The 18,647-nt window shown below is 70.5% G+C and carries 16 protein-coding genes; 4 read left to right on the forward strand and 12 right to left on the reverse strand.

Annotation, left to right across the window (positions count from 1 at the left end):
- Window positions 1-24: 24 nt before the first annotated feature.
- The 5 genes from Q9R20_RS15855 to Q9R20_RS15875 form a co-directional block, all read right to left on the reverse strand.
- A complete protein-coding gene (locus Q9R20_RS15855; RefSeq protein ID WP_311250250.1) occupies window positions 25-786 on the reverse strand; it encodes an ABC transporter permease subunit in 762 nt (253 codons plus the stop codon).
- On the reverse strand, window positions 783-1,463 hold the full coding sequence (locus Q9R20_RS15860) for an ABC transporter permease (protein ID WP_311250251.1): 681 nt from the start codon (window positions 1,461-1,463) through the stop codon (window positions 783-785). The genes Q9R20_RS15855 and Q9R20_RS15860 overlap by 4 nt, the downstream gene beginning before the upstream one ends.
- Window positions 1,460-2,284: an ATP-binding cassette domain-containing protein gene (locus tag Q9R20_RS15865; protein WP_311250252.1), complete on the reverse strand. Its 825-nt coding sequence runs from the start codon at window positions 2,282-2,284 to the stop codon at window positions 1,460-1,462. The genes Q9R20_RS15860 and Q9R20_RS15865 overlap by 4 nt, the downstream gene beginning before the upstream one ends.
- Before the next feature lie 13 nt (window positions 2,285-2,297).
- Entirely contained in the window at window positions 2,298-2,600 is a 303-nt protein-coding gene (locus Q9R20_RS15870; RefSeq protein WP_311250253.1) for a DUF427 domain-containing protein, read from the reverse strand.
- A gap of 276 nt (window positions 2,601-2,876) precedes the next feature.
- Window positions 2,877-3,809 (reverse strand): 4-(cytidine 5'-diphospho)-2-C-methyl-D-erythritol kinase, encoded by a 933-nt coding sequence (locus tag Q9R20_RS15875; RefSeq protein ID WP_311250254.1) that lies wholly within the window; start codon window positions 3,807-3,809, stop codon window positions 2,877-2,879.
- Window positions 3,810-4,041: 232 nt separating this feature from the next.
- Here Q9R20_RS15875 and Q9R20_RS15880 point away from each other — a divergent pair, with 232 nt between their 5' ends.
- Window positions 4,042-5,622 carry a stealth family protein gene (locus Q9R20_RS15880; protein ID WP_311250255.1) on the forward strand — a complete coding sequence of 527 codons (1,581 nt, stop codon included), beginning with the start codon at window positions 4,042-4,044 and terminating at the stop codon, window positions 5,620-5,622.
- Here Q9R20_RS15880 and Q9R20_RS15885 read toward each other — a convergent pair.
- Complete coding sequence (locus tag Q9R20_RS15885; protein ID WP_311250256.1) at window positions 5,573-6,508, reverse strand: phosphodiesterase; 936 nt, start codon at window positions 6,506-6,508, stop codon at window positions 5,573-5,575. The genes Q9R20_RS15880 and Q9R20_RS15885 overlap by 50 nt on opposite strands.
- A 185-nt stretch (window positions 6,509-6,693) precedes the next feature.
- Entirely contained in the window at window positions 6,694-7,539 is an 846-nt protein-coding gene (rsmA, locus tag Q9R20_RS15890; protein ID WP_311250257.1) for a 16S rRNA (adenine(1518)-N(6)/adenine(1519)-N(6))-dimethyltransferase RsmA, read from the reverse strand.
- 66 nt (window positions 7,540-7,605) lie between these two features.
- On the opposite strand from rsmA, the gene Q9R20_RS15895 reads away from it, so the two are divergent.
- Window positions 7,606-9,066, forward strand: a complete 1,461-nt coding sequence (locus tag Q9R20_RS15895) for a sugar porter family MFS transporter (RefSeq protein WP_295838255.1) — start codon at window positions 7,606-7,608, stop codon at window positions 9,064-9,066.
- A gap of 72 nt (window positions 9,067-9,138) precedes the next feature.
- Here the strand turns inward: Q9R20_RS15895 and Q9R20_RS15900 are convergent, their stop codons facing one another.
- The 3 genes from Q9R20_RS15900 to rsmI all read right to left on the reverse strand — a co-directional run bounded on the left by Q9R20_RS15900 (window position 9,139) and on the right by rsmI (window position 12,683).
- The gene (locus tag Q9R20_RS15900) at window positions 9,139-10,029 is read right to left on the reverse strand and encodes a TatD family hydrolase (RefSeq protein WP_311250264.1); all 891 of its coding nucleotides are present in this window, start codon (window positions 10,027-10,029) and stop codon (window positions 9,139-9,141) included.
- A gap of 140 nt (window positions 10,030-10,169) precedes the next feature.
- Entirely contained in the window at window positions 10,170-11,744 is a 1,575-nt protein-coding gene (metG, locus tag Q9R20_RS15905) for a methionine--tRNA ligase (protein ID WP_311250258.1), read from the reverse strand.
- Window positions 11,745-11,864: 120 nt separating this feature from the next.
- Window positions 11,865-12,683 (reverse strand): 16S rRNA (cytidine(1402)-2'-O)-methyltransferase, encoded by an 819-nt coding sequence (gene rsmI / locus Q9R20_RS15910; protein WP_311250259.1) that lies wholly within the window; start codon window positions 12,681-12,683, stop codon window positions 11,865-11,867.
- On the opposite strand from rsmI, the gene Q9R20_RS15915 reads away from it, so the two are divergent.
- Both Q9R20_RS15915 and Q9R20_RS15920 read left to right on the forward strand, forming a co-directional pair.
- Window positions 12,676-14,274, forward strand: coding sequence for a dolichyl-phosphate-mannose--protein mannosyltransferase (locus Q9R20_RS15915; RefSeq protein WP_396653705.1), 1,599 nt, complete (start codon window positions 12,676-12,678; stop codon window positions 14,272-14,274). The two genes, rsmI and Q9R20_RS15915, sit on opposite strands and share 8 nt — an antisense overlap.
- Window position 14,275: 1 nt before the next feature.
- Entirely contained in the window at window positions 14,276-15,037 is a 762-nt protein-coding gene (locus tag Q9R20_RS15920) for an AAA family ATPase (protein ID WP_311250261.1), read from the forward strand.
- Between the two features lie 138 nt (window positions 15,038-15,175).
- Here Q9R20_RS15920 and Q9R20_RS15925 read toward each other — a convergent pair whose 3' ends face one another.
- A complete protein-coding gene (locus Q9R20_RS15925) occupies window positions 15,176-15,604 on the reverse strand; it encodes a hypothetical protein (RefSeq protein WP_311250262.1) in 429 nt (142 codons plus the stop codon).
- 125 nt (window positions 15,605-15,729) lie between these two features.
- Entirely contained in the window at window positions 15,730-18,525 is a 2,796-nt protein-coding gene (locus Q9R20_RS15930) for a DUF6923 family protein (protein ID WP_311250263.1), read from the reverse strand.
- Window positions 18,526-18,647: the final 122 nt, after the last annotated feature.

Consider the following 18,647-nt stretch of genomic DNA (forward strand, 5'->3'; position numbering starts at 1 on the left):
TCTGGTGATCGGGATTCGGGTGGGTCAGGGAGTCGCCGGAGGCGCGGCGGGAGCGCCCACGGCGATGGCCTCGGCGCGCCGCTGCCGGGCGGAGCGCCGCTGCGGCTGCGCGGCGCCGGCGGCACGGATGCCGCGCGGGACGACGAGGTGTTGGAGGAGCGCGAACAGGCCGTCGATGACGAGCGCGAGAACGGCGACGAGGATGGCGCCGCCGATGAGGATGTCGAAGCGGCGCAGCGGGATCGCGGCGATGATGTACTGCCCGAGTCCGCCGAGCCCGATGTAGGCGGCGATGGTGACGGTGGCGAGCACCTGCAGCGTGGCCGCACGGATGCCGCCGACCAGCAGCGGGAGACCGAGCGGCACCTCGATGCGCCAGAGGATCTGCGTCTCGGTCATTCCCATCGACCGGCCCGCGTCGATGACCCGGCGGTCGATGGCCTCGAAGCCGGTGTAGGCACCCGCGAGGAGCGAGGGAATCGCGAGGACCACGAACGAGATGATCGCCGCCTCGGGCTTGTGCAGCACGCCCAGCAGCAGCGTGAGCAGGATCAGCAGACCGAACGACGGTATCGCGCGCGCGGCGCCCGACGCGGCGACGGCGATCTCGCGCCCCTTGCCGGTGTGGCCGATGTACCACCCGAGCGGGATCGCGATCGCGCCTGCGATGAGGATCGCCACGAGCGTGTAGAGCAGCTGCACGCCGATCGCGAGCGGAATGGGGTCGAAGCCGCGACCGGGGTCGCCCGAGAAGATCCAGCCGATGGCGTCGCCGAGGAGGTTCATGCCTTCACCGCCGTCCGAGTACCCTGACGGGAGACGTTCTTGGTCGCCCGCGTCCACGGCATGAGCAGCCGGCCCGCGACGACGAGGAGAAGATCGATCAGCAGCGCCAGCACGACGATCGCGACGATCCCCGCGAACACCTCCGGGATGATGCGCCGTTGCAGACCGTTCGTGAACAGGTAGCCGATGTTCTGGATGCCGACCAGGATGCCGACCGTGGCCAGCGCGATCGTGCTCGCCGAGGCCACGCGCAGACCCGCGAGGACGACGGGACCGGCGAGCGGGAACTCCACCGCCCAGAACCGGCGGAACGAGCCATAGCCCATGGCCGTGGAGGCCTGGCGGACCCCGGCATCCACCGAATCGAGACCGTCGGCGACCGCGCGGACCAGGATCGCGACCGCGTAGATGGCGAGCGCGACGATGAGGTTCGTCTCGCTGACGATGCTGTACCAGCCGGTCACGACGGGTACGAGAATGAGCAGGGCGAGCGAGGGGATCGTGTAGAGCAGCCCGGTGATCGTGATGACGCCGCTGCGCACGAGACGGTAGCGCCAGGCGACCCAGCCCAGAGGGACGCTCAGCACGAAACCCGCGATGAGCGCGATGAGGCTCTGGCGCAGGTGCACCAGCGTCAGCTCGCCGATGAGGTCGAGATTGTTGACGACCCAGGTCACGGGCGGGAGTCCTCCACCAGGGCGCCCTGTGTGCGACCCTCGGCGTCCACGACGACCGTGCCGGTGGCCGTCTGCTTGAGGTGGAGGGCCCGCTTGCCCTTGACTGCTCCGATGAAGCTGGCGACGAAGTCGGACGCCGGGTTCTCGACGATCTCGCTCGGCGTGCCGACCTGGGCGATCTTCGCGCCCTTCTCGAGGATGACGACCTGGTCGCCCAGGAGGAAGGCCTCGTCGATGTCGTGCGTGACGAACACGATGGTCTTGCCGATCTCGCTCTGCAGACGGATCAGCTCCTGCTGCAGCTCGTCGCGGACGATCGGGTCGACCGCGCCGAACGGCTCGTCCATGAGGAGGATGTTCGGGTCGGCCGCGAGCCCGCGGGCGACGCCGACGCGCTGCTGCTGACCGCCCGAGAGCTGGCTCGGGTAGCGGTCGGCCATCGCGGTGTCGAGCCCCACGGTCTTCATCAACTCGAGCGCCCGGGTACGGGCGGTCTTGCGGTTCTGCCCCTGGAGCACCGGGACGGTCGCGATGTTGTCGGCGACGGTGAAGTGCGGCAGCAGGCCGGAGTTCTGCATCACGTACCCGATGCTGCGGCGCAGCTGCACGGCGGGCTTGCCGCCGATGTCGTCGCCGTCGATCGTGATGGTGCCCGACGAGGGCTCGACCATCCGGTTGATCATGCGGAGCAGGGTCGTCTTGCCGCAGCCGGAGGACCCGACGAACACCGTCGTCTTCCGAGACGGGATGACGAGGTGGAAGTCGTCGACGGCGCGGGTGCCGTCGGGGAAGACCTTCGAGACGGCCGAGAATTCGATCATGCGCTGATCCGACTCAGTCGGAGACCACGACCTTGCGATCGAAGGCCACGTAGCCGGCGAAGTCCTTGCCCACGCGGTCCACCGCACCCGGGCGCAGGTTGGGGTACGACCAGGCGCCGTCGCTCAGTTCGGCGCCGTCGAGGGAGATGTTCCAGTACTGCGCAGCGCCCTTCCAGGGGCAGGTGTACGGCGTGGGGCTCTGCGACAGCGCGCCCTCGCGCACCGACTGGGGCGGGAAGTACCAGTTGCCCTCGATCGAGGCCAGGTCGTCGCGGTCGGCCTCGGCGATCACGACGCCGTCGAGCACTGCCTTCATGGGATACCCCCTCCGTGGCGCCCGCGGGCACGGCGCCCAGCGGTGTCGGTCCACCTCGGTCGAGGCTAGCGAGGCCGTCGGTACGGATTGCGAAGATTGCCCCGTGTGTCGACCTGGGCTAGGGTGCCGCGCTCCGGCGGCTTCGCCGGTCGAAGGACCGGGAACCGCCCCGCGCCAGGTCCCTGAGCCTGTCGAAGGGACCGGTCGCCCGACCCTCGGCTGTCCCTTCCCCCGCACCGGGTCCCGGAGCCCGTCGAAGGGAAACCGTCGTCGGGGTCAGACCACCCGCGCGCCCGGGACGGGCCCGTGCACGTGCAGAGCCACCAGGCCCGCGGCGCTCAACGTCACCTGCAGGTCGATCGCCGAGGACTCGTCGGCGGCGAGGAACGCCAGCGTGGGTCCCGAGCCCGAGACCAGCCCCGCGAGCGCTCCCGAGCTCTCGCCGCGCTCGAGCACCCGCGCCAGGTCGGGGCGCAGGTGCAGCGCCGGCGCCTGCAGATCGTTGCGCAGCGTCGCGGCCAGCATGCGCGCGTCGCCCTGGCGCAACGCGTGCAGCACGTCGGGGTCGACCGCGGGCACCCGCGGCGCCGGACCGATGTCGACCGCGTGCCGCTCGCGATGGGCGTCGAGCTCGCCGTAGACGACCGGCGTCGACATGCCCTCGTCGTTCGGCACGAGCACCCAGTCGAAGCGCCCGCGCGCCAGGGCCGGGCTGAGTTCGTCTCCGCGCCCCGTCCCGACCGCGGTCCCGCCGAGCAGCGCGAAGGGCACGTCCGCTCCGAGACGCGCCGCCAGACGCGCGAGCTCGCTCGTCGGCATCCCCAGCCCCCACAGGGCGTCGCACGCGACGAGCGCCGCGGCTGCGTCGGCCGAGCCGCCGCCCATGCCACCGGCCACCGGGACCGCTTTGCGGATCGACAGATGGGCGCCGCGGTCGATGCCGGCGGTCTGAGCCAGCAGACGTGCCGCGCGCACGGCGAGATTGCGGTCGTCGGTGGGCACTCCCTCCACGTCGACCGGCCCCCGGGCCGCGACCTCGAGTGTGATGTCGTCGGCGGGGGTCGCCGTCAGCTCCTCGTAGAGCGAGACCGCCTGGAACGCGGTCGCGAGTTCGTGGTAACCGTCGTCCTGCACGTCGCCCACCTCGAGGAAGACGTTGATCTTCCCGGGGGCACGGACGCGGACGGATGCCGGGGGGTGCGACGCCATCGTCAACCTCGCTCTTCGACGGGCTCGGGGTGTGCGAAACTGGTGTGTCGGCCCGCTTCCCGCCGTCGCTCGCAAGGCGGTACGGGGAGGTCCGGGCCGGAGCGGGCGATGAGAGTCACTCTTCGACAGTAGCGCTCCGCTCCCCACCGTTCGGCGCCGCCGCCGAAACGTCGTCGAAACCCCGGAACCCTACGGTTGCGGGATCCGTCATCCATCCCCCCGAGGAGGCAGCATGCGCCCGATGGTCCCCCTGTCGAACGACACCGACCCCTGGCGCGCCCTGCTGTCCCGCTCCGACATCCGCATGCACGACGGCATCCTCCACGTCGTCGACGACACCGCCACCCCTGCGATGGCGGAGCAGGACGACCTGCTGACGGCCGCTGCGGCCATCGAGGCGGCCGGCGTGCGGGTGCTGCTCGTGCGCGACGCGAACCGCCGCCCGAAGCTCGTGGTCGACACCGTCGACGGCGAGCGGGCGGTCGATGCACTTCGCGATCCCGATCTGGGCCCGGTGTACCTCAAGGCCCGCGGGGAGGACCCCGTCCCCGCCCACAGCGTGCAGCCCGCGCCCGGGTCGGTGCAGGCCTACGCCGTGTTCCGTCCGCGCACGTCGACCGAGGGGTCCTACCGATACGGCGCGTCGCTCGCCCCGCGCCTGGAGCTGTGGCGCTTCGGCGACACCACCGTCGAGGCGCCGCGTCCGAGCGCCCTCACCCGCCGCCGCTTCGCCACGGCCGACCTCGATCTGGTCGAGGTCGAGCGCTACGGCCGACGGTGGACCACCGTCTCGGGCATGTTCGACCCGCACCCCAACGAATTCACCGCCGACATCGACATGGTCTTCTCGTGGGTCGACGGCTCGTCCAGCGAGTTCCAGCGCCAGCGTGCCGCGCGCATGAAGGGCTACGTCGTCGGCGACGGCGACGACAACGCCGCCCGCTACCGCCAGGTCGACGAACTGCGCTACGCGCTGCGCAGCGTCCACATGTACGCCCCCTGGGTGCGGCGCATCTTCATCGCGACCGACTCCCCCACGCCCGAGTGGCTCGCCGATCACCCGAAGGTCACCGTCGTGCGCAGCGAGGAGTTCTTCGCCGACCCCTCGGTGCTGCCCACGCACAACTCGCACGCCGTCGAAGCGCAGCTGCACCGCATCCCCGGTCTCGCCGAGCACTTCCTGTACAGCAACGACGACATGTTCTTCGGGCGACCGGTGACCCCCGAGCTGTTCTTCAGCGGTGGCGGCGTGAGCCGTTTCGTCGAGAGCGGCGTCCGCATCGGCAGTGGTCCGGCGCACATCGAGCGCTCGGGTCACGACAACGGGCTCCGCGTCAACCGCGCCCTCCTGAAGGAGCGATTCGGCCGGGTCATCACGCTCGACCTCGAGCACTGCGCGACGCCGTTGCGCCGCTCGGTCGCCTTCGAGCTCGAGGCGGAGTTCGCCGACGACTACACCCGCACCGCGGCGAGCCGCTTCCGCGCGGCGACCGACATCTCGGTGACGAACAGCCTGTACCACTACTACGCGCTGGCCACCGGCCGGGCTGTTGTGACGACGGAGCCCCGCACGCGTTACGTGCAGACGACGCAGCTCGACTCGCTGCGCACCATGGAGCGACTCGTCTCCCGTCGCGACACCGACATGTTCTGCCTCAACGACGGCAGCGTCCCCGAGATCCCCGAGGAGGTGCGCGTCCCGGCGCTGCGCGCCTGCCTGGAGCGCTACTTCCCCGTCGCCGCGCCGTGGGAGAAGCCCGCGGTCAGTGCAGGATCGGGATCGGCGTCGTCGGCGGCGACACCCGCCCGCTGAGCGCCCGCGAAGTCGGGACCACGATCCCGGCGTCGCGGAGGCGACGCTGGGACTCCTCGGCGTCCACGTACTGCAACGCTTCGCTCGCCGCCAGCGGAACCACCGAATGCACGATCGTCTCGTCGTAGACGTGCACGATGTTGAACCCCTGCGCGGCATCCTGGGGCCGGGTTCCCCCCACCGGGACCATCAGGTCCTGCGTGTAGCAGGTGGCCGACGCGACCGACACCGGGATGCCGGCGAAAGTGGCGAACGTCGAATAGTGCAGGTGCCCGGCCAGGATCGCGCGCACATCGCTCCCCCGCAGGACGTCGGCCAGGTCGCGCTGGTCGCGCAGCTCGACCGAGGCCGCGAGGTCGAGGACGCTCGGGACCGGAGGGTGGTGCATCGCCAGGATCGTGCCCAGAGGGGCCGGGGTCGACAGGACGTCGGCGAGCCACGCGCGCTGGGCGGCCGTGACCTCGCCGTGGTGGGCGCCCGGCACAGAGGTGTCGAGGGTGACGATGCGCAGGCCGTCGAACTCGTCGACGCGGTCGACGGGCGCGGCCTTCTCGGCGACGTCGTCGGGCAGCAGCGCTTCGCGGAACGCGGACCGCTCGTCGTGGTTGCCCATGACCCACACGACGCGGGTGTCGAGGCGCTCGGCGAGCGGCTCGACCAGCGCGCGCACGCGGGCGTAGGCATCGGCCTCGCCGAAGTCGGCGAGGTCGCCGGTGAACACGAGCGCGTGCGGGCGCAGCCCCGACGCCTCGATCGACGCGACCGCGCGGGCGAGGTACGCCTCCGAGTCCACGCCGTCGTAGAGCGGGGCTCCACCGGCACGCAGGTGGGTGTCGCTCAGGTGCAGCAGCACCCGTTCGGCTCGGGGGTACTCGGCGTAGCGCATCTCGATCCTCTCGGGCCGTCGGGTACGGCCTCGTCACCGGCGTGATGCTCCCGGTCAGCTCGAAATGTTACAGACGTGTTTCGGGAACGCGTGATGAACACGGCGAGAATTCACCCGATACCCGCCCGCGTGAGTCGCCAGGATTTGTCGCCGCGGCGGGCCGCCAGGCGACAAATCCTGGCGACTCACGCGATGGGTGCGGCGATGCGGGCGTAGTCGTCGACCGTGAGCTGCTCGCCGCGGAGGGTGGGGTCGACGCCCGCGGCCTCCAGCTGCGCCGACGCCTCGGCCGCGGTTCCCCCCAACACGCCGGACAACGCCTGGCGGAGCATCTTGCGACGCTGCTGGAAAGCGGCATCCACGATCTGGAAGGTGCGGAGGCGGTGCTCCTCGCTGCCACGGGGCTCGGCATCCCGATCGAAGCCGACGAGCACGCTGTCGACGTTGGGGACGGGCCAGAACACCTGACGCGACACGGTGCCCGCCAAACGCCAGGCGCCGTACCAGGCGGCCTTGACGCTCGGCGCACCGTAGATCTTCGACCCGGGAGGGGCGGCCAGACGCTCGCCCACCTCGGCCTGCACCATGACGACGCCGCGCTCGAGGTACGGAAAGGTCTCGAGGAAGTGCAGCAGCACCGGCACCGACACGTTGTATGGGAGGTTCGCGACCAGCACGCTCGGCTCACCCGGCAGTTCGTCGACGCGCAGCGCGTCGGCGTCGATCACGGTCAGGCGGTCCTCCGGCACCCCGTGGGCACGCGCGGTGTCCGGCAGGCGTTCGGCGAGGCGGTGGTCGATCTCGACCGCCGTCACCGACGCGCCGGTTTCCAGGATCGCGAGCGTGAGGGATCCGAGGCCGGGGCCGATCTCGACGACCCGATCGGTTGCCGTGACCCGCGCCGCCTGCACGATCTTGCGCACCGTGTTGGCGTCGACGACGAAGTTCTGCCCGAGCTTCTTGGTGGGCGTGACATCGAGGTCGGCGGCGAGCCGACGGATCTCGGCGGCACCGAGGAGCGAAACGGGCATTGTTCCACTGTAGTCAGGGCTCCGCCAGAACCCTCGACGTCCGTGGGGCGGGAGTAGCGTAGGCAGGTGAGTCAAACGCAGTCCATCCCCTCGAACGCCTTCACCCTCAGAAGCCCCTACGGGCGACGAGCCATCGGCCTCTCGGTCGCGGCCGCGGTGGGCGGTTTCCTCTTCGGCTTCGACTCCTCGGTCATCAACGGCGCGGTCGATGCGGTCGACGGCAACTTCGAACTGGGGCAGGTGCTGACGGGCTTCGTCGTCGCCGTCGCGCTGCTGGGCTGCGCGGTGGGCGCCATCATCGCCGGTGCCCTCTCGGATCGCTGGGGCCGCCTGAAGGTCATGCTCCTCGGCGCCGTACTGTTCTTCGTGTCGTCGATCGGCGCCGCGCTCACCTTCAGCGTGCCCGACCTGATCCTCTGGCGCGTGATGAGCGGCCTCGGCATCGGCATCGCCTCGGTGGTCGCCCCCGCGTACATCGCCGAGGTCGCGCCACGACAGATCCGCGGCTCGCTCGCCTCTCTCCAGCAGCTCGCGATCACCCTCGGCATCTTCGGCGCCCTGCTCTCCGACGCCCTGCTGGCGAACTCGGCCGGCGGCGCGGCGAACCAGCTGTGGCTGGGCCTGGAGGCGTGGCGCTGGATGTTCCTCGTCGGTGTCATCCCCGCCGCCGTCTACGGCATCCTCTCGTTCACCGTTCCCGAGTCGCCCCGCTACCTGCTCGCGAAGGGCAAGCGCGACGAGGCGAAGGCGATCTTCGCGCGCCTGGTGCCTCCGGCCGACCTCGACAAGACGATGAACGAGCTGTCGAACACGATCGAAGCCGACCGCAAGAACAAGAACGTCTCGCTCCGCGGACCGGTGCTGGGGCTGCAGGGCATCGTCTGGACGGGCATCCTGCTGTCGATGTTCCAGCAGTTCGTCGGCATCAACGTGATCTTCTACTACTCCACGACCCTCTGGAAGGCGGTCGGGTTCGACGAGAGCAACTCGCTGCTGATCTCGGTCATCACCTCGGTGACCAACGTCGTGGTCACCTTCGTCGCGATCTTCCTCGTCGACCGCGTGGGTCGCAAGCCGATCCTGCTGACCGGCTCGATCCTCATGACCCTCTCGCTCGGCGCGATGGCGCTGTCGTTCGCCTTCGCCACCGGCTCGGGTCAGGACGTCTCGCTTCCCGCCCCGTGGGGCGGGGTCGCCCTCGTGGCCGCGAACGTCTTCGTCGTCGGCTTCGGCGCCTCATGGGGTCCGCTGGTGTGGGTGCTGCTCGGCGAGATCTTCCCGAGCCGCATCCGCGGCAAGGCCCTCGGCGTCGCCGCCGGAGCGCAGTGGATCGCCAACTTCGCGATCACGGTGTCGTTCCCCGCGATGTCGGGCTGGTCGCTCCCCCTCACCTACGGCATGTACGCGCTGTTCGCGGCGCTGTCGTTCGTGTACGTCGCCCTGCGCATCCCCGAGACCAAGGGCATGGAGCTCGAGCAGACCGAGACCCTGTTCGTGCGCAAGCCGAAGGCCGGCACCAAGGCCTGATCCCGGATGCCGGAAGGCCGGCGCCCTGCGGGGCGCCGGCCTTCCGTGCGTCCGGGCCCACCCGGCTCGGGGTCAGTCCTCGAACGCGCCGTAGACGCGGAGCGTGTTGGCTGCGACCCGGGCGCCGAGCTCGTCGGCATCCATCTGCAGCTCCGCCGCGAGGAAGCGCAGCGTCACGGGGATGAGGTAGGGCGCGTTCGGGCGACCGCGGTAGGGCACCGGGGTGAGGAACGGCGCGTCGGTTTCGACGAGGATGCGGTCCAGCGGGGTCACGGCGAGGGCGTCGCGCAGGTTCTGCGCGTTCTTGAACGTGACGTTGCCCGCGAACGAGAGGTAGTACCCGCGGTCGGCGGCGGTGCGCGCCATGTCGGCGTCACCCGAGAAGCAGTGGAACACCGTCTTCTCGGGGGCGCCGACCCGCTCGAGCGTCTCGAGCACGGCGTCGTGGGCGTCGCGGTCATGGATCTGCATAGCGATGCCGTGCTTCTTCGCCAGCGCGATGTGCGCCTCGAACGAGCGCTGCTGGGCCGGGATGCCGTCGGCTCCGGTCCGGAAGAAGTCCAGGCCCGTCTCGCCGATCGCCCGCACGCGCGGCTCGGCGGCGAGCTCGTCGATGACGGCGATCGCGGCATCGAGTTCGCCGGCCTGCTCGTACGCCGGCGCCTCGTTCGGGTGGATCGCGACGGCGGCCAGTACGCGGGGGTGCGACCGCGCGGCCCACGCCGACCAGCGCGAGGAGTCGACGTCGCCGCCGGCCTGCACGACGCCGTGGACGCCGACGGCCAGGGCGCGCTCGAGCTGCTCGTCGAGTGAGAGGCCCGTCTCGCCGTCTTCGATCTCGAGGTGCGTGTGGTTGTCGTAGACCGGGATGCCGAGCGGCTCGGGCGCCGGCGGATAGCTGACGTCGCGGCGACCGTCGATCGACCGCTCCCGGACGTACTGGCTCGGGTCGCCCCCGTCGATGGTGCCGCGGGGGCGGTCGACGGGGGTCGAGCCGGGGGCGGGTGGCTGGTCGGCGCCGCCGGTGGCGGACCCTTCGACAGGCGGAGGGGACGCCCCATGCTCGGGGACCGCCGCCGACGCCGACTCGGAAGGCACCCGCGTCACGCCTGCTCGACGCGCGGGAACAGCGGCGAGAGCGCGTTCACCGACGAACCGGGACGCAGGACGCCCCACTCCCCCGCCTCGCGCAACGGCTGGCCGTGCAGGTCGCCGAGGCTCTCGGCCGCGCCCAGCGCGACCCACAGTTTCGCGGTCGACGCGGGCATGACCGGCGAGAGCAGCACCGCGAGCGCGCGCAGCCCCTCGGCGGCGGTGTACAGAACGGTGCCCAGACGCTCACGCGTCGACTCGTCTTTGGCGAGGGCCCACGGCTCGTTCTCGGTGATGTAACCGTTGAGCGCATCGACGATCGTCCAGATCGCGGAGATGGCCTCGTCGATGCGGAACCGCTCCACCGCGGCGTCGGCGTTCGCGGCGGCATCCGCCACGATCCGCTGGATCGTGTGGTCGCCCTCGGTGTACGCACCGGGCTCGGGCACGACGCCCTCGAAGTACTTCGCGATCATCGCGACGGTGCGCGACGCCAGATTGCCGAAGCCGTTGGCGAGCTCGGCCTGGTACCGGGCGGACAGGTCTTCCCACGAGAAGGAGCCGTCCTGACCGAACGCGATCGCCGACAGGAAGTAGAAGCGGTAGGCGTCGGAGCCGAACACGTCGGTGATCTCGGTCGGCGCGATACCGGTGAGCTTGGACTTCGACATCTTCTCGCCGCCGACGAGCAGCCAGCCGTGCGCGAAGACGCCCCGGGGCACGTCGAGACCGGCCGCCATGAGCATGGCGGGCCAGATGACGGCGTGGAAGCGCAGGATGTCTTTGCCGACCACGTGGAACGCCGGCCAGCGCCGGGCGAACTCCTCGGGGTCGGTGCCGTACCCGACGGCGGTGGCGTAATTGAGCAGCGCGTCGACCCACACGTAGATGACGTGCGAGGGGTCCCACGGGACCGTGATGCCCCAGTCGAAGGCGGAGCGCGAGATCGAGAGGTCTTTCAGGCCGCTGCGCACGAACGACACGACCTCGTTGCGCGCCGATTCGGGCCGCACGAAGTCGGGCTCGGTCTTGTACAGCTCGAGCAGGCGGTCCTGGAACTCGCTGAGCTTGAAGAAGTAGTTCTTCTCCTGCAGCAGCTCGAGCGGCTTGGAGTGGATCGCGCAGACCTTGAGGCCCTCGAACGCGCCGGTGCCGTCGACGATCTCGGCCTCGGGCTTGAACTCCTCGCAGCCGACGCAGTACAGCGCCTCGTACTCGCCCGCGTAGATGTAGCCGCGATCGAACAGCGCCTTCACGAACTGCTGCACGCGCTCCTCGTGGCGCGGCTGGGTCGTGCGGATGAAGTCGTCGTTGGCGACGTCGAGCGTCTCGAGGAGCGGGAACCACGACTCGGTGACGAGCTTGTCGACCCACTCCTGCGGCGTCACGCCGTTCGCGGCGGCCGCGCGCAGCATCTTCTGGCCGTGCTCGTCGGTGCCGGTGAGCATCCAGGTCTCATCGCCCGCCTGACGGTGCCAGCGCGCGAGCGTGTCGACGGCGACGGTCGTGTACCCGTGCCCGATGTGGGGCAGATCGCTGGGGTAGTAGATCGGCGTCGTGATGTAGAAGGATCGGCCGGAAGTCACCAGGAGATTCTACGGGGGCGCACCGCCACGGCCGCGCCTGTGACGGCCCGGCGCCGACCGGGCGTGCGGAGTCCCGGCGACGACGACGTCCGTCGACGGCTGCGGGCGCTCGCGACCGACTCAGCGCTTGACGGCGAGCCCCGCCTGGTACAGCTCGCGCGAGGAGTGGCCCGTCTGCGCGGCGACCTCGGCGGCCGCCTCCTTGAGCCGCGTTCCGCTGCGCACGAGTTCGAGGACCTGGGTCACGGCATCCGGGAACGCGACCTCGCGCGCGCTCGCACCGCCCACGACGATCGCGATCTCACCGCGCACGCCCTCGGCCGCCCACGCGGCGAGCTCGCCGAGCGTGCCGCGCTTCACCTCCTCGTAGAGCTTCGTCAACTCGCGGCACACCGCGGCAGGGCGATCGGCGCCGAACGCGGTCGCGAGGTCGTCGAGAGTGGATGCCACGCGCGACGGCGACTCGAAGAAGACGAGCGTGCGCTCCTCCGACGCCAGCCGCGCGAAGGCCTTGCGGCGCTCGCCGGGTTTGCGGCGCGGGAAGCCCTCGAAGGCGAAGCGGTCGGTGGGCAGCCCCGCGACCGCCAGCGCGGTGACGACGGCGCTGGGCCCGGGAAGGGCCGTTACGGTGACGCCCGCCGCGGCGGCCGCGGCGACGAGACCGAAACCGGGGTCGCTCACGGTCGGCATCCCGGCGTCGCTCAGAACGAGCAGATCGTCGTCGCGGGCGAGGTCGACGAGCTCGGCCGCCCGCTCCTTCTCATTGTGGTCGTGGAGGGCGATCAGGCGCGGCCGGTTCTCGACGCCGAGTCCGGCGAGCAGGCGCTGGGTGGTGCGCGTGTCCTCCGCCGCCACGACCGTGGCGTTCTCGAGGGCCTCGACCAGACGCTTCGAGGCGTCGCCCAGGTTGCCGATGGGAGTCGCCGCGAGGATGATCACCGCCCCACCCTATGCTGGGGCGGTGACCGCCGTCCCCGCTGTGCTCCCGTCGGAAGACCGGACGCGCCTCGACCAGTGGCGCGACGCGCTGCTGGCGTCGCCGCGCGGCGCACGGCTGTGGCGCTGGCTCGCTCCCACGATCATCACTCTCGTGGCGGCGGTGCTGCGCCTGATCGACATCGGCAACCCGCACCAGTTGGTCTTCGACGAGACCTACTACGTGAAGGACTCGTGGAGCCAGTGGGTGCTCGGCTACCCGTCGCAGTGGCCCACCGACGCCGACCCGAGCTTCGCCGCGGGCGATACCGACATCTTCACGGGCGTCGGCAGCTACGTCGTCCACCCGCCTCTCGGACGCATCCTCATCGGCGCGGGCATGGCGCTGCTCGGGCCCGATTCGGCGACCGGCTGGCGACTGTCGGCCGCCCTTTTCGGCACCGCGACGGTGCTGCTGGTGTACCTCTTCGCGCGCACCCTGACCGGGTCGATCCCGTTCGCCGCCGTGGCATCCGGTCTCATCGCCATCGACGGTCTCAGCATCGTGCTCAGTCGCATCGCGCTGCTCGACGTCTTCCTCACGTTCTTCGTCGTGCTGACGCTGTGGTTCGTCGCCCTCGACCGCACGCGCGCCACGGACCGTCTCGCCGCGCGCATCGCGGCCCTGCCCGGCTCGACCCACACGTGGGGTCCGGTGCTGTGGGACCGTCCGTGGCTGCTGGCCGCCGGAGCCGCGGCCGGCGCGGCGACCGCGGTGAAGTGGTCGGGGCTCTACGTGCTCGCCGCCGTCGGCGTCTACGCCGTGGTGACCGACGCCCTCGCCCGTCGTCGGGCCGGGATCGTGCAATGGCCGGTGGATGCCGTGCGCCAGGGCCTCGTGTCGTTCGTCCTGCTCGTGCCGATCGCGGCCGTCGTGTACCTCGCGAGCTGGTCGGGGTGGCTGTTCACGAGCGGCGGCTGGGGGCGGACCGGCGGCATACCGGCGACGGGGTTGTGGGCCTGGGTGCCCGAACCGCTGCAGAACCTCTGGGCGTACCACCAGCAGATCTACGCCTTCCACGTCGGCCTCGTCACCCCGCACAGCTACGCCAGCCCGGCCTGGCAGTGGCCGCTGCTCATCCGCCCCACCTCGATGTACTGGCACCAGGACGACGTCGGCGTGAACGGATGCGCCCTCCCGGCGGGCTGCACCGAGGCGATCTCGAGCCTCGCGAACCCCCTCATCTGGTGGGCGGGGATCGCGGCATCCGTGTATCTGCTCGTGCGCTTCGTGATGAAGCGCGACGGGCGCTACGCGCTGGTGCTGACCGGGCTCGCCGCCACCTACCTCCCGTGGCTGCTCTACCCCGAGCGCACGATCTTCCAGTTCTACACGGTGGCGATGGTGCCGTTCCTCGTGCTCGCGCTCGCCTTCGCGCTGCAGGACATCGCGCGCGGAGTGCGGGGGGCGTCTCGCGCGAGCGGGCAGGCGATCGTCGTGGTGTTCCTTGTCGTGTGCGTCGGCGTCTCGGCGTTCTGGTACCCGGTGTGGGCGGGCCTGCCCGTGCCGTACGAGTTCTGGCGCCTGCACAACTGGCTGCCGTCCTGGATCTGACGTGTCCCGCGGCGACGAGTGGCTGCACGACCCGCGCCCCATCCAGCGGGTCAAGGTCTTCCGCGACGCGCCGATCGACGAGAGCTCCTGGCCGGCCGACATCCCCGCCGTCGCGCAGTTCCTCGACGTCGCCCGGGGCGACGGGTGGGAGCTCGGCCCCGGGGTGACGTTCCTCGTGGGCGAGAACGGTTCCGGCAAGTCGACGCTCCTCGAGGGGATCGCCGAGGCGTACGGCCTTCCGCCCGAGGGCGGATCCTCGAATGGCGGCGGCACCACCCGGCGGACGGAGAGTCCCCTCGGCGAGTGGCTCCGCCTGGAACGCAGCCCCCGCGCCCCGCGCTTCGGCTTCTTCCTGCGAGCCGAGACGATGCACGGCTACTACTCGTGGCGCGACGACCTGCCCGACGCCCCACCGAGCCTGCACCCCATGAGTCACGGCGAGTCCTTCAACGCGCTTCTCGACGAAGCGCTCGACCACCCCCACTACGTCGCAGGTCTCGCGTGCCTCGACGAGCCCGAGGCGGCGTTGTCGTTCTCGTCGACCCTGCGATGGTTGGCCTCTCTCGACCGCATGCGCTCCCGCGGCACGCAGGTCGTCTGCGCCACCCACTCCCCCGTGCTCGCGGCGCTGCCCGGCGCGACGATCCTCGAGCTGGGCGAGTGGGGCATCCGCGAGAGCGCGTGGGAGGACCTCGAGGTGGTACGGCTGCACCGCACCTTCCTCGACGCTCCGGGGCGGTACCTGCGGCATCTGCTCGACTGACGGCGGCTCACCCGCCGGCCGGGGCCCTTCCATGTCCCACTTATGGCTGCCTGCGAGCACGCCGAACCACCACCATCGGGACACGCTCCGCGCAAAGTGGGACACGGTTCTTCAACGGGCCCGCGCAGCGAGGGGGCGTCAGGGCGTCCGCGTACGCATGAGCGCGGCGAGCAGCGCGGTGGCGGGGTACGTCGCGCGGCCGGTGGGCTCGACGACGGGCGCGGGGAGGAAGTCCGCACGGCGCCAGTGCTCGATCTCGTCGAGGGGGATGTCGGCGAGACGCGCGAAATCGGCTGCGGGGATGTCGCCCTCGACGGCGTTGCGCGAGCTGATGGCCTCCACCCCGACCGACAGAGCGGCGGCGAGACCCGCCCGGGGTTCCCCGAGGACCCGGCAGGCGGCGAGGAGGTAGCGGGAGGTGCGGAATGCCTCGCGACGGCGGGGGCCCCGCGCTTCGTCGGCCTCGCGGGCCGCGGCGAGGAGCACCTCCCGGACGACCGGGTGCACCGCATCGGCTGTCGCGACCCCGGGGCGTCCGGATGCCGGTGGGCTGGGGTGTTCGTTCATGTCCGCCTCACGGGTGGGGGTGAGAAGAAGAGCGGCCGACGGCTCGCGCCGCGCCGACGCCCTCCGTGTCGACGGCAGGAGGGCGCGGTGGGAGCCGCCGTCGAGGCAACTCCCACCGCGGGCGATCAGTCCTCGTCGGTCGCGTCCGTGCGGGCGCGGCGGACACGGGTGATGCCCAGGGCGATAAGGATGGCGAACCCGATGGCGCCGAGTCCGATCCACGGCCACGCGGGAGCGGCGGCCAGGAGGGCCCCTCCGGTCGACGCGAGCGGCCCCGCCGGCGGCGGCGTGGTGTTCGTGGTCGTCTCGCAGTTGCCGGTGCAGTCGCCGCCGGGCCCGGTCGGGACGACGACGTTGTGCAACACCTTGTCGCCGGTGTCGGGGGTGTTCACGGTGAACGAGTAGACGATGGTCTTCGTCTCCCCGATGGCGAGCGCTCCCTTCCATGACAGGGTGTTGCCGCTGACCACCGCGCCGTTGGAGGCGTCACCGTTGTAGGTGGCGTCGTCGGTGACCTTCGAGAGGTCGTCGGTGAACGACGCGGGCTTGGCGTCGGTGTAGTCGACCTGGCCGGTGTTGCGGACGGTGACCGTGTACGTCACCCGGTCGCCCGACTTCGCCTGCGTCCTGTCGACGGCCTTCTCCACCGAGTACGTGCCGACCTTGGTGATGAACGGCGTCGGCGGCGTAGGCGGCGGTCCGTCTCCGGTGGGAACGACCGCGTTCTCGAGCGTGCGGTCACCGGTCGCGGGCTTGTTCACCGTGAACGAGTACGTGATGGTCTTCGTCTCGCCCTTCGCCAGGGTCCCCGACCACGACAGCGTGTTCCCCTCGACGGTGGCGCCGTTGGTGGCATCGCCGTTGTAGGTGGCGTCGTCGGTCACCTTCGACAGGTCATCGGTGAAGGACGCCGGCTGCTCGGCGGTGTAGTCCGCCTCACCCGTGTTGGTCACGGTCACGGTGTACGTCACGACCTCGCCGGGGTTCACCTCGGTCTTGTCACCGGTCTTCGTGACGGAGTACGACAGCACCTTGACGATGATCGGCGGCGGCGGCGGCTCGGGGCCCTCGCCGGTGGGAACGACCGCGTTCTCGAGCACCTTGTCGCCGGTGTCGGGGTCGTTCACCGTGACCGAGTACGTGATCGTCTTGGTCTCGCCGACGGCCAGCGGACCCGCCCACGACAGGACGTCGCCGGTCACGGTGGCGCCGTCGGTCGCGTCATTGTTGTAGACCGCGTCGTCGGTGACCTTCGACAGGTCGTCGTCGAAAGATGCCGGCGACTGCTCGGTATACGCCACCTTTCCGGTGTTGCTGACCGTGATCGTGTACGTCACGGTCTCGCCCGGCGCCGCGCGAACCTTGTCGGCGCTCTTGTCGACCTTGTATCGCTGCACCGGCGTGGACGTCGCGCAGGTGAGATCCGGGTCGCACGACCCGCCGATCGAGGTATCCGGCGACACCACGTTGTCGAGGAGCAGGTCGCCCTCGTCGGGGGTGTTCACGGTGACCGAATAGGTGATGGTCTTCGTCTCGCCTGCGGCGAGAGGCCCCGACCACGACAGGGTCGTGCCGGAGACGGTCGCGCCATCGGTCGCGTCGCCGTTGTAGGTGGCGTCGTCGAGCACCTTGGCGAGATCGTCGGTGAAGGAAGCTGGGTGGGATGCCGTGTACGGAACGGTGCCGGGGTTCCTCACCGTGACGGTGTAGGTGAGCGTGTCGCCCTGCGTCAACGTGGTCTTGTCCGCAGCCTTCGACACCACGAATCCTCGTTCGTTCGCGACATTGGTGATGTTGCAGCTGTACTGGTTGTCGCCGGGAACGGTGAACGTCCATTGACCGGGCGATCCGCCGGTCGGCACCTCCGTCTGAAGGGTCTCGTCGGTACAGACGACCGTCGGCGTGTACCCATCGATGCCGGTGGCCGACCCCTCGGCCATCGTGTCGGTGAGGCGGTAGGTCGTCCCCCGCACGACCGGCCAGTTGGTTGTCGACGCTGTCGTGTCGGTGCCGGTGGTGGTCGCCGAGGCCAGCGTCGCTCCCTCGTCATCCGCGAGGGCGACCGTGAACTGGTCCTCTGCGTATGCCCTGGTCTCGACCGTCTTGGTCACGGTGACGGTGGGAATGGGCGCATCCGCGCAGCGGGCGCCGTCGTTGCCCGCGGACGCGGGCCCATCGGCGATCTTCAAACCCTCGAATGTCTTCGGGTTGACTCGGTAGATGGCGCCGCTTGAATTGTTGGAGAAGTAGAGAAGGCCCTCGGAGTCGGCGTACGAAGCCCCGTAGATTCCTGTCGACTCATTCCGGGTCGCCGCCACGGCGCCCAGATCTTTCCACACGCCGTTTGTGTCCATGCGGTACAGGTGCCCCGCACCTCCGCCGGTCCCGGCCTGAGCGGTGAGCCCGTAGAAGTATCCGTTGACGTACGTCATGTCGGAGGGAACCCGGGAGTCGGCCGCAGGTTTCCTCGTCGTGCCACTCTTCAGAATCTTCCCGTAGGTCGACGAGGAGGGATCGGAGAGATCGATCTCGTAGTAGGGCTGGGTGTTGCTGGGGTTGGCTCCACCCGCCGTGACCCAGAGGTGCCCCGTGCTGTCGAAGTCGCCGGTCTGAATGCTCCACCCTCGGTCGATGCCCGGATTGCCCAGATCCGTGATCGTGCCGTCGGCGGCGATGGCGACGACGGAGTTCCCGAGGGTCCCGCTGATGCCGTACATGTAGTTGTCGAGCGTGTTGTACCCGACCGCGTTCACGGCGTACTCCGTGGTTCCGGCCTCCTGCGCCTCGCCCGTGACGATGTTCACCGACTGGATCGTGGGGGTGTTGCCACGGCTGCTCTGGAACAGGTACCCGTCCGTCGAGCAGCTCCAGGCCGGCCCTGTCGGCGGCGCGGCCTGCGCCGCGGTCGGCGACGCCAGCACGTTCGCGGCCGTCAGCGAGGCGATCAGTCCCGTGACGAGGGTCGCGGCGGTCAGCGCCCGCTTGACCCGCCCGCGCTTCTCACCCGGGGGGGGGGGGGGGGGGGGGGGGGGGGGGCCCCCGG

This window comes from Microbacterium sp. PRF11 (assembly GCF_031844085.1).
Lineage (GTDB): Bacteria > Actinomycetota > Actinomycetes > Actinomycetales > Microbacteriaceae > Microbacterium.

Excerpts from the sequence above, each read along its gene's own strand:
- Q9R20_RS15875 (WP_311250254.1), bottom strand. The coding sequence starts at position 3,809 with ATGGCGTCGCACCCCCCGGCATCCGTCCGCGTCCGTGCCCCCGGGAAG.
- Q9R20_RS15880 (WP_311250255.1), top strand. The coding sequence starts at position 4,042 with ATGCGCCCGATGGTCCCCCTGTCGAACGACACCGACCCCTGGCGCGCC.
- Q9R20_RS15870 (WP_311250253.1), bottom strand. The coding sequence starts at position 2,600 with ATGAAGGCAGTGCTCGACGGCGTCGTGATCGCCGAGGCCGACCGCGAC.
- Q9R20_RS15885 (WP_311250256.1), bottom strand. The coding sequence starts at position 6,508 with ATGCGCTACGCCGAGTACCCCCGAGCCGAACGGGTGCTGCTGCACCTG.
- Q9R20_RS15855 (WP_311250250.1), bottom strand. The coding sequence starts at position 786 with ATGAACCTCCTCGGCGACGCCATCGGCTGGATCTTCTCGGGCGACCCC.
- Q9R20_RS15925 (WP_311250262.1), bottom strand. The coding sequence starts at position 15,604 with ATGAACGAACACCCCAGCCCACCGGCATCCGGACGCCCCGGGGTCGCG.
- Q9R20_RS15915 (WP_396653705.1), top strand. The coding sequence starts at position 12,676 with ATGATCACCGCCCCACCCTATGCTGGGGCGGTGACCGCCGTCCCCGCT.
- Q9R20_RS15865 (WP_311250252.1), bottom strand. The coding sequence starts at position 2,284 with ATGATCGAATTCTCGGCCGTCTCGAAGGTCTTCCCCGACGGCACCCGC.
- rsmA (WP_311250257.1), bottom strand. The coding sequence starts at position 7,539 with ATGCCCGTTTCGCTCCTCGGTGCCGCCGAGATCCGTCGGCTCGCCGCC.